Annotated in this window: 9 protein-coding genes; 6 read left to right on the top strand and 3 right to left on the bottom strand. The window is 51.0% G+C overall.

The window, feature by feature from the left end; all coding sequences use genetic code 11:
- Nucleotides 1-59 precede the first annotated feature (59 nt).
- Complete coding sequence (locus AC3RCL_RS23980; RefSeq protein ID WP_492532425.1) at nucleotides 60-3,092, top strand: alpha-mannosidase; 3,033 nt, start codon at nucleotides 60-62, stop codon at nucleotides 3,090-3,092.
- A gap of 753 nt (nucleotides 3,093-3,845) precedes the next feature.
- Nucleotides 3,846-5,471, top strand: coding sequence for a hypothetical protein (locus AC3RCL_RS23975; protein ID WP_492532423.1), 1,626 nt, complete (start codon nucleotides 3,846-3,848; stop codon nucleotides 5,469-5,471).
- A gap of 107 nt (nucleotides 5,472-5,578) precedes the next feature.
- On the opposite strand, the gene AC3RCL_RS23970 is transcribed toward AC3RCL_RS23975, so the two are convergent.
- The gene (locus AC3RCL_RS23970; RefSeq protein WP_492532421.1) at nucleotides 5,579-7,870 is read right to left on the bottom strand and encodes an AraC family transcriptional regulator; all 2,292 of its coding nucleotides are present in this window, start codon (nucleotides 7,868-7,870) and stop codon (nucleotides 5,579-5,581) included.
- 299 nt (nucleotides 7,871-8,169) lie between these two features.
- Here AC3RCL_RS23970 and AC3RCL_RS23965 point away from each other — a divergent pair, with 299 nt between their 5' ends.
- The 3 genes from AC3RCL_RS23965 to AC3RCL_RS23955 all read left to right on the top strand — a co-directional run bounded on the left by AC3RCL_RS23965 (nucleotide 8,170) and on the right by AC3RCL_RS23955 (nucleotide 11,745).
- Nucleotides 8,170-9,081 carry an ABC transporter permease gene (locus AC3RCL_RS23965; protein ID WP_492532419.1) on the top strand — a complete coding sequence of 304 codons (912 nt, stop codon included), beginning with the start codon at nucleotides 8,170-8,172 and terminating at the stop codon, nucleotides 9,079-9,081.
- A gap of 125 nt (nucleotides 9,082-9,206) precedes the next feature.
- Nucleotides 9,207-10,118, top strand: coding sequence for a carbohydrate ABC transporter permease (locus AC3RCL_RS23960; protein WP_492532417.1), 912 nt, complete (start codon nucleotides 9,207-9,209; stop codon nucleotides 10,116-10,118).
- A gap of 88 nt (nucleotides 10,119-10,206) precedes the next feature.
- Nucleotides 10,207-11,745 (top strand): extracellular solute-binding protein, encoded by a 1,539-nt coding sequence (locus tag AC3RCL_RS23955; protein WP_036659689.1) that lies wholly within the window; start codon nucleotides 10,207-10,209, stop codon nucleotides 11,743-11,745.
- 72 nt (nucleotides 11,746-11,817) lie between these two features.
- On the opposite strand, the gene AC3RCL_RS23950 is transcribed toward AC3RCL_RS23955, so the two are convergent.
- Nucleotides 11,818-12,831, bottom strand: coding sequence for an SGNH/GDSL hydrolase family protein (locus AC3RCL_RS23950; protein WP_492532414.1), 1,014 nt, complete (start codon nucleotides 12,829-12,831; stop codon nucleotides 11,818-11,820).
- A 42-nt stretch (nucleotides 12,832-12,873) separates the two neighbouring features.
- On the bottom strand, nucleotides 12,874-13,941 hold the full coding sequence (locus AC3RCL_RS23945; RefSeq protein WP_492532412.1) for a GntR family transcriptional regulator: 1,068 nt from the start codon (nucleotides 13,939-13,941) through the stop codon (nucleotides 12,874-12,876).
- Between the two features lie 258 nt (nucleotides 13,942-14,199).
- On the opposite strand from AC3RCL_RS23945, the gene AC3RCL_RS23940 reads away from it, so the two are divergent.
- Entirely contained in the window at nucleotides 14,200-15,225 is a 1,026-nt protein-coding gene (locus tag AC3RCL_RS23940; RefSeq protein WP_492532410.1) for an SGNH/GDSL hydrolase family protein, read from the top strand.
- Nucleotides 15,226-15,232 lie beyond the last annotated feature (7 nt).

The following is a 15,232-nucleotide window of genomic DNA, read 5'->3' as shown; positions in this document are numbered from 1 at the left end:
TATGTTACAAAACGATAGGATCAAAACAAAGATAACGAAATCATAGGATGTGAGAAACCTTGAGTGAAAAAAAAGAGATTTTATTCCATGTGGAAAAGCTGCTAAACAAAAGAGATCCATTTATGATAACGAAGCTTACTTCTATAAATTTTTCCGGTTTTACGACAATGGAACAACTGTTCATTCATGAAATGGATGGACAACCGTTTGAGAGTTTCGCTCCGGGTCAGCGGTGGGGAGAAAAATGGGGGTACGGCTGGTTCCGCTCCAACATCATCGTTCCCAAAGAGGCCGATGGCAAACGGCTTGTGGCGATGCTTGATTTCGGATCCGAAGCGACCGTATACATTAACGGTAGCGTGAGCGGCGCAAAGGACCTTAACCATCATCACGTAACTTTAACCCGTTCGGCAAAAGCCGGCGAGTCATTTGAAATCGTCGCGGAAGCGTACGCCGGACATTCGGATTCCAGGCCGACGTTCGGAGAGTCGCAGCTCTGCGTTTTTGAAGAGGAAGTCTATCAGTTTTTCATCGACTTGGAATGCTTGTACGATCTTCGCAATCATCTGGATTCCAAATCCCTCCGCGTGGCGGAGATTGATCGTTGCCTGACTCAGGTGTTCGCGACGATCGACCTGACCCTCCGGCAGGAATCGCTCGGTGAGAACGCTAAGCAGTGTCGGAAGTTGATGGAGCCCCTCTTGGCCTGCGTGAACGGTTCGACGGCGCCGACCCTGTACCTGATGGGACAGTCCCACCTGGATGTCGCCTGGCTGTGGCCGATCGCGGAGACGAAGCGGAAGATTGCGCGGACCATGTCCAATCAGCTGGCGCTCATGGACGAATATCCGGAATACATGTACACCCAGAGCCAGCCGTATTTGTTCCAAGTGGTCAAGACGCTGTATCCGGAGCTTTATGCGCGCATCAAACAGGCGGTAAAGGAAGGGAGGATCATTCCCGAAGGCTCCATGTGGGTGGAGCCCGATACGAATCTGCCCAGCGGCGAGAGCCTGATCCGTCAGGCGCTGCACGGCAAGCGGTTCTTCAAGGACGAATTCGGCGTGGACAACGAGATGCTGTGGCTGCCTGACGTATTCGGCTATTCCGGGAACCTGCCGCAAATTATGAAGGGCTGCGGGATCCATTATTTCGCGTCTACAAAATTGTTCGGTACTTATGATAATGTAGCGGACCCGTTCCCGCATAATACGTTCCTGTGGGAAGGGATCGACGGTTCGCAAATTTTGACGCATCTGATGAACTACGGCGATTACTATCCAATTCGGATCAACCCGTCGTTCTTGATCCATCAGTGGAGCGATCGCGTCCAGCTTGAAGGAATTTCCACGCGGCTCACGCAGTTCGGACACGGCGACGGAGGCGGCGGCTCCAATCGGGATGATCTCGAATTTATGCGCAGGCTTAGCAATTTGGAAGGCGTCCCCAAGACGAAACATGGCTCGCCGATCGAATTTTTTGAGGATCAGATCGAAAGAGGTATTCCTGAAGCCAAATATGTAGGAGAGCTCTATTATCCCGCTCACCGCGGGACGTATACGACGCAAGCGATCATCAAAAAGCTGAACCGGAGGGCGGAAATCGGTTTCCGCGAGGCGGAGCTATGGGGGGCTGCGGCGGAGCTGCTTAATAACCGGGCTTACCCTTACGAGGACTTGGAACGGTTGTGGAAGACCCTGCTGCTGCATCAGTTCCACGATATCCTGCCTGGCTCCTCCATCCATCGCGTCCATGAAGAGGCACAGATGGAGCTGAAGAAATTGAATGAGAACGTGTACGACTTGGCTTCGGATACAAGGGATGCGCTCACGGACGGCGATGCCTCCCGGGTTACCGTCTTTAATTCGCTGTCCTGGCCGAGAAAGGAACTGGTCGCGTTGCCTGTCGGCATTCATGGCATTGCGGAGGAGAACGGAGCGATTCTGCCGGTGCAACTGCACGAAGGCGTTCGCTATGCCGAGGTAGAGGTGCCTTCCATGGGCTGGTCGACGTACAGGGCTGAAGAAGCGGAAACGACGGGTGCTCCAGCAGCGTCGGCGGTCCTTGCGACGGAATCGCGTCTGGAGAACGAATGGATTGCGCTCGAAATAAACGAACGGGGCGAGTTAACGACTATTTTTGACAAGGAGACCGGCACGGAATGGGCCGCGGATCGCTGTAACGTCATGCGGATGTATCGGGATCAAAATTCGGATTTCGATGCTTGGGAGATCGATCGACGCTACCGCTTGGCACCCGTCGAGCTGAATGCGAGCGCCAAAGTATCCGTTACCGCGAACGGCCCGCTCTTCGCGAATATTCGGGTCGAGCGCGAACTGAACCAATCGACCCTGATCCAGGATATCCGGCTAAGTGCCGGCAGCCGCCGCGTGGAATTCCATACGACGATTCACTGGCGCGAGAAGAATAAGCTGCTAAAAGTCGATTTCCCTGTTCGCGTTCACACAAACGAGTCGCTGCAGGAAATTCAGTTCGGTTACGTCAAGCGGCCGAATCATGCTTCGCGTCCGCATGATGCGGATCGTTACGAAGTGGTTCAGCATAAATGGTCGGCGCTTACGGAGGCGAACCGCGGCTTTGCGCTGCTGAACGATTGCAAATACGGGATTTCCGTCAACGACAACACGATGAGCCTAACGCTGCTTCGGGCTCCGACGTGGCCGGATGAGACGTCCGATCAAGGGAAGCACCATTTTACATATGGATTTACGTTCTGGAACGACGCGTTCCTGGATAGTCCTGTCGTGCGGGAAGCTTACGAGCTGAACTATCCTGTCAGCCTCGTGTCCGGAGGAGGCCGGGAGGCGCAATCGTTGCTCTCCATCGATCAAGCCAATGTGATCGCGGAGACGGTCAAGCTTGCCGAAGACGGATCGGGCGATTGGATCGTGCGTCTGTACGAGAGCAAGGGAGCTTCCGTAGCGTGCGGGCTTCACTTCGGGCTGTCCGTTGCGGCGGTTTATGAGACCGATATGCTGGAGGCGAAGTTGGCTGATTTGCCGCACGAGGGCGAAGAGGTATCGCTTCAGTTCCGTCCGTTCGAGGTGAAGACGATCAGGCTCCGGCCGTAGGGGAGGAATAGGGGATGAGGCTGAACGAAGGGCAGCCCCTGGTCATGATCGGCGACTCGATCACGGTCTGTGAGCGTAAGTATCCATACGGGAGGCGATCGGGTTCGATTGGTCGCGCATGCGAATGGGATCCTCACGTCAACTGTCCTTAGCTGGTAGAGTTTCTACTATAATATTGGGGGAAAAGGGAACCGGTGCTTCCTTCATCAGCATGGGGCAGGTTATCCGCAATATGCATTCCGAGATCTATGCAAAGTTCTGCGAAGTTCTTCGAGGCGGACCTGCCCTATTCGCCTGAGCCGCTTCGCGCGATATTCATAAGCAGATTTATGGGTTCAAAAGACGTTTCTTCACAGAGAACAGCCGCGCAGCTTGAGCGGCTGTTACACATAAAGAATTATGTATTCGCTTACATTATAGGCTTCGAGACGAGGCTTCCTCATACCGCAAGAAAAGTTCCGGTGCTATATAATCTGGCTTCATTGAATAAGCACGTCGATAGACGCTTTTTATTGCTCGATTCCCTACGTTTTTGTATTGCTCTCCTTACTGCGAAAGGAGGTGGTTAGTGAGGAGTCCAACAACGGAGAAGCGATGAGACTCAGCGTCGCTTCGATCGCTTGGCCGCGATAGATCAATCGCATCCAGAGGTATTTCGTAACCATGGCTGTAGAAATAGGGTTTGAACAGACGGTATCGGGACAGTGCAATGATTTTTTCTATTAAAACGACAAAGACCTGGAGGTAAGAGAAATGAAACTGAAACAGTGGAAACGTGCGGGGATATGGACTTGCATCCTGCTGATGGCCACGACGGCGCCGGGCGCCGCGATCGCAGCGCAGGCGGCCGGAAGCAGCGCCGAGCAGAATGTGAGCAGTGAGAAGATGAAAGTCCAGGTTCCATTCATGATCAAGGTCGTGGATGCCGAGACGGGCAGGGGCATTCCTCATGTCCAACTGAAGACGACGAACAGTGTGCTGTATTATACGGACAGTGCCGGAATTGTGGCATTCGACGAGCCGGGTCTGATGGATCAGACGGTCTTCTTCCATATGTCGAGCGACGGCTACGACATTCCTGCCGATATGTTTGGCAACCGGGGGCAGGCTGTAGAGGTTAAGCCCAACGGCAGTGTAACGCTCGAGATGAATCGGATCAACATTGCAGAGCGGCTGTACCGACTGACAGGCCAAGGCATTTATCGCGACAGCTTACTCGTTGGCCAGAAGCCGCCCATTAAGGAGCCGCTGATCAACGGTCTGGTCATGGGACAGGATTCCGTTCAGACGATTGAGTACAACAATAAGCTGTACTGGTTTTGGGGCGATACCGACAGACCGGCCTATCCACTGGGGAACTTCCGCGTGACGGGTGCGACTTCCAAGCTTCCGAGTAAAGGGGGGCTGGACCCGGATGTCGGCGTGAATCTGGACTATTTTACGAATCAAGACGGTTTCGTCAAAAGTTTGGTGCCGCCACTGCCTGACGGTGCAGGCATAGCCTGGGTATTCGGTCTGATGACTGCCAAAGATAGCACCGGACAGGAGCGTCTGCTCGCCGGCTACAGCACGCACAATCCTGAACCCACCGCCTTCGGTATTCTCGTCTTTAACGACACCACGAAGGAGTTTGAGCAGGTCGTCCAGTTCCCTTCCAAAGACGATTGGCGCCATCCGGGCGGACAGGCGACCTACTACGAGGAGGGTGGGGAGGGATATTGGCTCTTTACCGAACACCGAATTCCCAATTTGCGCGTTGCTGCCAGCTATGACGCCATCATCGACTATACCGAGTACGAATCGTTTACTTGCCTGACGCCGGGAACGACATACAACGGGGCTCAAACGTCGCTGGAACGCGACGCGGACGGCAAGCTCGTATGGGGCTGGAAAAAGGACACTCAGCCGCTCAACCAAGAACAAGAGAAAGAGCTGATCCAATTAGGCCTGATCAAAGCTGACGACCCGCGTTATTATCAATTGAAGGATATCGATACTGGTGAAGACGTTCAAATCGCCCAAAGCTCCATTGAATGGAATGAATATCGGCAGCGTTACGTGATGATCGCGCAGCAGGTGCTAGGCAAGACATCGGTACTTGGGGAAGTCTGGTACGCGGAAGCGCCATCGCCTCAAGGTCCTTGGACCAATGCCAAGCATATCGTTACGCATAACGACTATACTTTTTATAACGTAGCCCAGCATAAACAATTCAACAAGGACGGCGGCCGAATCATCTACTTTGAAGGAACCTACACGAATACATTCACGAATCATGTCCCAACGCCGCGGTATAACTACAATCAAGTCATGTATAAACTGGACTTGGCGAATCCGAAGCTAGGACTGGAGCCGGTTCAAGAAACGACCGGTAAATAGCGCCGGAGCTTTTTGGATAAACGAATAAGGACCTTTCCGTATGCGCCGTGGAGCTCTACCGGAGAGGTCCTTTTCGAATTGAGCTTGTTTCTGCGGAACAAGCGTACCTAGCTGCCGCTTCTCCATGATAAGCTGGGAGAAGCGACATCTTTACCGGCGGAGTCTCCGTGGATTTCCCGATACTGTTTCGGAGTGAGATTTGTGAACTTCTTGAATGCGGAGAAAAAATGCCCTTTGGATATGAAGCCGCATTGATCAGCGATCTCCAGCACCGAGAGCTGGCTGGATGTCAGTTTTTCCTTGACTCTCCCGATTCGTTCCTGAAGGATGTACTCGGACAATGATACGTTCATGATTTCCTTGAATAGCTGCCGGATATAGCTGACGGAGAAGGAAAAATTGTCGGCTACCTGTTCGATCGACAATTGCGCATCCTGCAAGTGGTTGTCCACATACTCTTTGATCTCCAAGACGATCTCTTCCTTGCGGCTCGAGGATTTCGGAACTTCGGTCTCGGATGCGAGCATCGTGACGATGCTCTCCAGCCATGCTTGAAACTCGGACAGCGTGCTGTACCGCTCCAGCAATTGTTGGATGCTGCTGATTTCGTGCAGGACGCTGGACTTGTTGAAGTTCTTGAGTAGATCGTAGGTAAAGTAGGTCAGGTTAAGCTTACAGTCGCGATAAGGCATCTCATGGACATGCTTCATCTGCTGACGCAGCAGAACGAGCGCGGTCTCCGGGCGGCCGCGGCGAATCGCCTTAATGATCTCGGCTGTCTCCAGCGCCTCAGATGCAGAAGGATACCCTGCCATGAACTCTTCATAATCGCTCTCCAGAAAAATTTGCTTCTCTCCGTTAAGAAATCGCAGCTTCGTCAATTCGTAGATATGGTCATAGATATTTCGGATATTGGCGCCAAAGTCATAGGCATTGCTGACTGCGGCGGTTGTATCAACGTTTAGGATGCATGCTACCTGATTCTGGGTCTCCTCCAGAAGACGTTGTAGTTGAAGCTCGCCGGATGCATGGCCCCCAATGACCAGAATGATATGGTCGCCGCCCATATCCAAGCCTTCGGCCGCATAAGAACCTGCTCCAATCACTTCTTCGCTAATATTGCGTATGGCGTACTTGATCAATTTCCGGGAGGGGAAATCGTAACGTTCGCAAAAGACGGTATAGGCTTCGATCCGAAGGACGGCCAAAAACAGAGATTCACAGGAGGCCAGTTTGGTCTTGGTCCGAATATATTCGTAGCTCTTGGTACCCGGCGTCCCGTGGAGCATCCACTGGGCGAGAAGCTCCGTTCGAACGAGCTCGGATTGGTTTCTCATGGATTCATGAAGCTGTTCCACATTGTTCAGCAGCATATCGATGCCGTCGTGGATCCATTGGATATCCGGCTTGGCATCGGACGTGGAGTTTGCGAACGCAACCGTTCCCTTCAGCTTTTCCGACAAGAAGGTGATGGAGCGCAAGGAACGGCGAGAACTCCAGAAGAACAACAAGGAGAGGAGTGCCAATAGCAGCAATGTATACGTTATCAATTTTTGTTGGAGTAAGGAGATATGGCGCGTCAAAATATGATACTCGTTCGAATAGTATACCGACCAATTTTCAGTAGTCAGCTTGGCTGTATTGACGAACCATCTCTGATGGGGGAGCCGAACTTGAAAATCGCTGTCCTGCTGCTCCCGGCTCGCTTGATAAAGCTGTCCGCTCAGCGCGGGATTGGACATGCCCAATAGAAGTTGCCCATGCTCGTCGAGAATCCGAATGTCTTGCTCCGAGGAGACCGTTTGGCCGAACAGAAGCTTCGACAGCAGCGATTTATCAACGAGCAGCACGAGATAATAGTCAGACGGCTTCTCGGGGGTTGCAGGCAGAATAAGAGCCAGGGAGTCCGAACCATCCAGCGAATGATTAAAGAAGCGCAAGTATTGGGGGTGGAATGACTCCACGCGCTCCAGCATGCTCTGGTCGGCAAAGGATTCATTGCGGACGATTCCGGCTTTGGAATCGACGACAAGATCGTGCTTCAAATTAATCAGATAAGATCGCTGGATGAGCGGTTCGGTGGACATGAAATTGGATTGGGCGACGAGTGCAGCATGGTTGATGAGCGGATCGTTGCCTGTATTGAAGAACCAGTTCTGAATATTTTGATCGGCGTACATGCTGAGCCCGTTGGCTTTCAAATTGCCGAGAATCATTTCGGCCTTCGAAGCCAGGTTGTTGACTTCGTTCTGCGAATTGCTGCGAACCTCCAGCATGGTATATTTTGCGAATTCCGCAGACAGTAAATAGACGAAAGGAATAATGGAACAGATCAGAACGGTGGTCAGTAAAAGAAAGGTTCGAAAATAGGTCTTCTGTAAAATGGGTTTGATCTTCATATAATGCCAGCACCCCTTGCTGATGGATTGACGGTTTAAGGGCATAACGTAACGGTTCCATAGAAGAAACGAACCGGGACCTCCTTACTCAATCATATCCTGACCCTTGTGTGAAGTCCTCATTTTGACAAAGTAGAAATTAAGATGATACCGGACGTCCGATTGCCGCACAATCCTTAGGTTGAGTACCCTTTGTGACACAATGAGGACTATTCCGAATGCCTCCTTCCGTACATAATAAACACTGTCAGGATATGGCCACATCGGACAGACCAGCTCGAATGGAGGGATACTATAATTTGGGAATGTTCAGGGATCTTGTAAAGAACCGGGGCTTGTATACGATGGCGATACCGGGAATCATCTTTCTCGTTGTCTTCTCCTATATTCCTCTGTCCGGACATCTGCTAGCGTTCAAGGACTTTCAGATCAGCAAAGGCATATGGGGCAGTGATTGGGTGGGTCTGGACAACTTTCGCTTCTTTTTCTCCAATCGGGATTGGATTCAAGTCACGGTCAATACGGTTTATTTAAATGCGCTGTTCATTATTTTTGAAATGGCCTTTGCGCTTCTCATTGCGCTGTTCTTGAATGAGATTCGCTTGAAATGGTTTAAACGTACGATCCAATCCGTCGTCTTCCTTCCTTATTTCATTTCCTGGGTCGTCGTTGGGTATATGACATTCATTCTATTCAACAATACGGACGGTCTGATTAACCGTGTGCTGAGCATGAGCGGGCTTCAATCCGTCGATTGGTACCAGACCCCGTGGGTGTGGCCGATTATTCTAACCTTAACGCGAATCTGGAAGAGTGCCGGTTACTACTCGATTATTCTGCTCGCTGCCATAACCGGTTTCTCCTCCGACTATTACGAGAGCGCCCGCCTGGACGGAGCCACGAGGCTGCAGCAGATGAAATACATTACGCTGCCTTTGCTGAAGCCGCAAATCATCATTCTCGTCCTCTTGGGAGTCGGACGGATTTTCTACGGGGATTTCGGCATGATCTACGGAATTATCGGGGACAACGGGATTCTATTTCCGACGACCGATGTCATCGATACATATTCCTATCGGGCGTTAAGGCAGCTTGGTAATTTCAGCATGTCATCGGCTATCGTGTTCTATCAGTCTATTATGGGGCTTATCGCCGTCGTTTCGTTTAATGCGCTGGTTCGGAAAATCGATAAAGACTCCAGATTATTTTAAGAGGTTGCTCAAAAGGTCATCCTTCCAAGACGATGCGAATCATGAAGTGGACTCGACCTCGAATCTTGAACTGATTTTTTGAACACGCACTTTAATTTGCGAAATCCAAGGGAGATGAATTCCATATGAATCGTCCGGTTACTCTGATCCCGCCCCCACGAGTCCGGCGGAAAAACGGGTTATCCGATAAAATGGCGGTGTGGTTGTTCGGACTGTTTTTGGTTCTGTTTGCGCTGGTTTGTTTGTTTCCTTTTTGGCTGATGGTCATCAATTCGTTCTCCAGCACCCGAAGCTTGGCGGTGAACGGATACTCCGTATGGCCGGATGAATTTACGCTGGAGTCGTATCGTTTCCTCCTCCAGGGCAAGCAAATGTTTACCAGCTATGGCGTCACCATTGCGGTAACAGCCATCGGAACCGTAATCGGCCTCGTTGTCACCGCGTTGTTTGCATACGTGCTGGCCCATCCGAAGAACCGGTACGGCGGCTTCCTCTCGTTCATGACCTACGTGCCGATGGTCTTCGGCTCGGGGCTCGTCGGCTTCTATCTTCTGGTCGTTCAATGGCTGCATCTGAAAGATACGTTGTGGGCGCTTGTGCTCCCTTACGTCATGAATCCGTTCTTTGCGTTTATCTTAGTCTCGTTCTATCGCTCGTTGCCTTATGAGCTGAACGAATCGGCTAACATGGACGGCGCCGGAGAGTGGACGATCTTCTTCAAAATTATCCGGCCGATCTCAACGCCGGTTATTGCAACGATCAGCTTGTTCTACGCGCTGCAATATTGGAACGATTGGTGGCTGTCGCTTCTGTTTATCGACAACAGCGATATGTACCCGCTGCAGCTGCTTCTTCGGCAGCTCATGTCGCAGATGCAGCTCACGTCGCTCAATCACGGGAATGTGCTGACGCTGCCGCCGGCGGAAGGGGTCAAGTTGGCAACGGTTTGCCTGACGATCGGCCCGATTATACTCGTCTATCCGATGGTTCAGAAATATTTCGTCAAGGGTCTGACCCTCGGCTCGGTGAAAGGTTAAGATTGGGGCTCTACGCAAATGGCTGAGCGCGTTATAGATTGGCCCAGCCGCTTATACATAAGTTGATTAGTTGAAGGGAGTCATTTACATGGCCAAATCAAAACGCAAATTCTTGGTGACGGCGCTGCTCGGACTAGCCATCGCTTTGTCCGGATGCTCCGGATCCGGCGGGGATGCCTCCGCGCCGGGCGATGCAGGGGAAACCGGCGATCCGTCCCTTGAACCGGTCACTTTGGAGGTTGTCATTCCGGGGGCAAAGGGAGCTAACTATGACGAGGTGCTGACCGAAGTCAACAAGCGATTAAAAGCCGAAATCAATACGCAGGTTAAATTTACATTTGTCGACTTTGCCGATCTAAATCAGAAGACCAACGTCATGCTGGCTTCGGGAGAGAGCGTGGATTTGATGTTTGATGCCCCGTGGCTGCACTTGGACACGATGGCTTCCCAGGGCTATTACGAAGAATTAAGCGAACTGCTGGACCAATACGGCCCTAATGTGAAAAAGACGAGGCCGCAACAAATGTGGGACGCGAACAAAATTAACGGTAACATCTACGGTGTTCCCTTGGGAAGCGCCTATACCCAACAGAGATCGATTTTCATCCGAAAGGACCTGAGGGAGCAGTTAAACTTGCCGCCCGTAAAGACGTATGAAGATCTAAAAGCTTATCTCTACGCCGTTCGTGACAGTAACTCCGGCATCACGCCGCTCCTCGCGGGCGCTGACGACGTCACCTACAGCTGGGTCAACTGGCTGATACGGGACGATACCGGCGTCAACATTCGTCCAACGAATTTTGCTGGCGCCAGCTTGATGCTGTATTACAAGGGCAACGATGGCAAGGTCTATAACTTCTTTGAAACCCAGGAACCAAAGATCTGGTCCGGCATCCAGGATGTCCGCCAGCTGTTCGTTGACAAAGTCATGTCGCAGGACGTTTTGACGAATAAAAGCAGCCCGGGAGACATGCAGCTCCAGAACAAAGTTGCGGCCACGCCCCAAATGGCCTTTGGCATTCCCAAAACGTACAACGACCAGTTGAAGCAGGTCGTGCCCGATGGAGAGCTTGAAGCCGTCCGTCTATTCGATCTGACGCCTGGAAAGAACCTATCCAATTACAAAATGGATAATTTCATCTGTATTGTGAAGACGAGCAAACATAAAGACCGTGCGATGATGTTCCTCGATTGGGCCAACCGGCAGGAGAATTATGATTTGTTGGAGCATGGCATCGAAGGCGTGAACTGGAAAGCGGTCGGCGAGCATCAATACGACACGCTGAACAACGATGGCGGCATTGTCTCGTTCCAGCTCATGTTGAATCCAACATTAGAGCGGGAGTGGGCCGGTATCGACGAAGAGACCCGAGAGTATAGTCAATTCATTACGCAAGCCGACAACTTCACGAAGGATATCATGACCGGCTTCACTTTCGATCCGACGCCGGTGAAGAACGAAGTGGCCCAGTTCGCGACCATTCAGGCCAAATATTATAGCGGATTGTTTAACGGCGCCCTTGATCCGGACGAATACTTCGCCAGATTCAAAACGGAAGGCGAAGCGGTGCTGAAGCAAATCCAGACTGAACTGCAGAATCAGGTAGACGCCTTCTTGGCAAAATAAAAGGGTTCCCTGTCCATTGAGAACGGCGACACGAAAAAAAGGACCGCTTCCTATACGGAGCGGTCCTTTTCGTTATGTTCTAGCAGCTGCCGGGGAAGGGGGGGACAGGGAACAAACCTGACGGATCGTCGCAGCCAAGTGTTCGGCCATTTGCCGATGCTTCTTGACGGAGGGGTGTCCGCAGCCTCCCATGCCGTCTTCCGGACGTTTAATGAGCGGGAATTCGACGAAATGAATATTGTCGTCGCCTTCTTCGTTAAGGCTTTTGACGAGAGCCTTCAAATGGGGGGCGGGGCCGAGGGTCATCGGACCGATTGCGCAGAACAATGGGACGGACGGATATCTATTGCGAATAAAACCCGTCATTTTGCGATATTGTTCAAGGTAATCCGCAGGCTCGATGGGCGCGGACCAATCATTGGTCCCGAGATTTACGACAACGAACTCAGGATGAAACGGGTCCATGGCTTCTTGATCGAGATCAGGACAGATGGTTTTCATGAAATAATCCGACATGCGGCCTTCCTTGCCACCGCCGAAATTCTGATAGCATCCCGTACCGGACGCGCCCACAATCAAAGTTTCGGCATTCAGAAGTTGACCTGTCAGCGAGCTGTAAGCAAGCGCGATATTTTCGCGAGAAGCATCGCAGTCGCAGGGAATCTGCGCTTCGTTGCCGAAGCCGCAGGTGATCGAATCGCCGATGACGAGCAGACGATGGGGAAGAGGGGCTGGCGGGCTCAGAAAAGCTCCGTTCTCCGTCGTCAAATCGGTAAATTTAATGCTGCCGAATGCCGCTTCCGTACGCTTCTGCAGCGTTAAGGTATGGGGCGCGTCTTCAAGGTCATCCGCAAGCTGGTACAGCCGGTTATCCGGATCGATTCTCATCACCCTTACCGGAAGATCGTCGATATAGACGTTAAGCCAGCTTTTCCCCTCTCCGTTGACATCCTCGATCTCGGCCGTTATTTCCCGTCCATGAAAGCGCACGGTTATCGCACTGCCGGGAAGAAAACAAGAGATGCCATCCGGCTCTTGATGAAAGAGCCCGTGTCTCAGACTGGAAATCGAAAAGTCGAATTTCATAACGCATTCCTTCCTTTCATTGATCTATTTGAGCTGACAACGTTAGGCGTAAGGGTTCTCGCAAGTAGACTCCCGGGTCACCAAAGAAACACCCGACAATATTTTCGTGTTGCGTCCATGAGTTTTGCCTAGAATAACCTGGTGAAGTAAATTCGCAGCGTTTCTGCCGATTTCCTCGAAATCTTGCCGGACGGTAGACAGTCCGATCGATAAGTTGCTGGAATGGTCCCAATCGTCGAATCCCATAATGGAAACATCCTGCGGAATTCTAACGCGGCGGTCGGTCAGCTTCTCGATCATTTCTATGGCAAGTTTGTCATTGCAGCAAAACAAAGCGGTAACATCCCGCTTCAAAATACTGTCGGCTAGTGCGTCATAGTCCACGCGGGTCAGCAAGTTATCGTCGGTTACCGGAAATCCTGCCTGACGCATGGCACTGCAGTAGCCGGCGAACCGCTCCTGCTCGGAGTGAAGAAAGAAGTGATAGCTTGCAAACTTTATTTTGGTGTGCTTCAGACGCATCAGCTCCCGGGTGGCCAGGATCGCCCCGTCGTAGTTGTTGCTTCCGGAAAAATAGCTGGGATGATCCACATTGTACCGGTCTACCAACAGATAGGGGATGTTGTTTTGTTCGATGATTAGGTAGTTATCCTTGCTCTGGATCGGATCGAACGGATAAATCAAGAAGCCGTCGACTTTCCGGTCCAGCATTTTCTGAATGGATGATTGTTCAACGGCCAAATTTTCATTGCTCCATTCCACGATTAAGGAGTAATTGAATTCGGCTGCCACTTGCTGCGCGCCTTTGATGATTTTCATATACGATACATCGTAATTATCCTCTGCCGATAAGATAAACGCGATCAAGTGACTCGAATGGTCCGCGGCTTGAGCTCCGTTTACAAAAGAGCCTTTTCTTTTGATTCGGGTGATTGCGCCTTCGTTTGCCAGCTCCGTCATCGCTTTTCGAATCGTTATTCCGCTTACATGAAATTGTTTCATCAGGTCTTCTTCATTCGGCAGTTTATCGCCGGGTCGAAGCTTGCCGACTTGAATCTGATGCAGCAGCGCTTGTTTAACCGTCATGTACTTCGGCTCGTTCACAATCATTCTCCTCTTTTTACAAACTGATGATAAGTTTGGCATGTTAAATGATTGTATAAAAGCATACTTTATTAATCTATTGAAATCAAGCTTATAAACTGGCGTTACCTTTAATATATATATTATAGTAGGGAAATTGCTTTTAATTGACTCTATGCCTATGGATTGATAATATAAATATAGATTTATTGATTAAATAAAGTATACTTTATTATTCGCTAGTTCATTTTTTGATAGTCAATACAAAAGCTGAAAGGAGGAATTATGTTGGAGTTTAGCTTTGCCGAATTTGCCAGGCTGATGGGGAGATTTGATCTGACCGAGAGAGAGAAGCCGAAATGCTCCTGGGTCAACAGCGCGGTTTTTCTTGCCTTCCGAGGTACGGCCGTCTCGATGACGGCTGAGGATTCCGACGGCCAGGATTACGTTGAAATCGTAGTGGACGGTGTCGCCCGTAATTGGATCAACTTGAAGAAGGGGGTTCATCAATACATAATCGAACAGGGACTGCCGGAGGGTGAACACACTTTAGAGATCCACAAGCGAACGGGAATCCTGACCGGAAGTATAGCATTTCATCAGTTTTCGCTGCCCGACGGCGGAAGCTTCCTTGCCCCGCCCGCGGCAAAACCACTCCGGCTTGAGTACTTCGGGGATTCCATCACGGATGGGGCAGGGATCGGCCATCCGCATGTGCTCGCTGAAGCTCCGCATCTTGACGACGGATACATGTCCTATGTCGGAATCAGCGGCAGAATGTTGAATGCGGAATATCATACGATGGCCATTTGCGGGATCGGCGTTTGGCAGGATGCGGTAGGGAACAAGCAAGGATTGCCGGAACATTTTTCGGGGACCCTCGGCAAAGGGACGGCGCCATGGGACTTTTCCCGGTATACTCCTGATGGAGTCGTCATTAATTTGGGCCAGAATGATTATTCGACGCCAATTGATGATGAGGCGTATATTGCCGCTTATATTGAATTCATCCAGGTTATCCTGGAAAAGTATAACGATCCCTACGTCTTTTGTTGTGTTGGAACCATGAATAACAACTATCTTGCCAGCGTGAATAAGGTCGTCTCCTATTTCAGTCAAAGCGGAAACGGGAAGGTATTCGTGGTTGATCTGGGGTTGATTCATCCGGAGGTGGAAGGATGGGGCGGCCGATATCATCCCGGCTATCAGACGCATTACCGAATGGGCTTGGAGCTTGCCTCTTTTATATCCGCCAAGACTGGTTGGGAATTGCTTAAGCGTCCGTCGATCGCCACGGAATGCGTGTTTTGAAATCGTC

Source organism: Paenibacillus sp. MT86, assembly GCF_058792535.1.
Note: the sequence above shows the minus strand (reverse complement) of the source record. Positions and strands in the feature narration are given on the sequence as shown.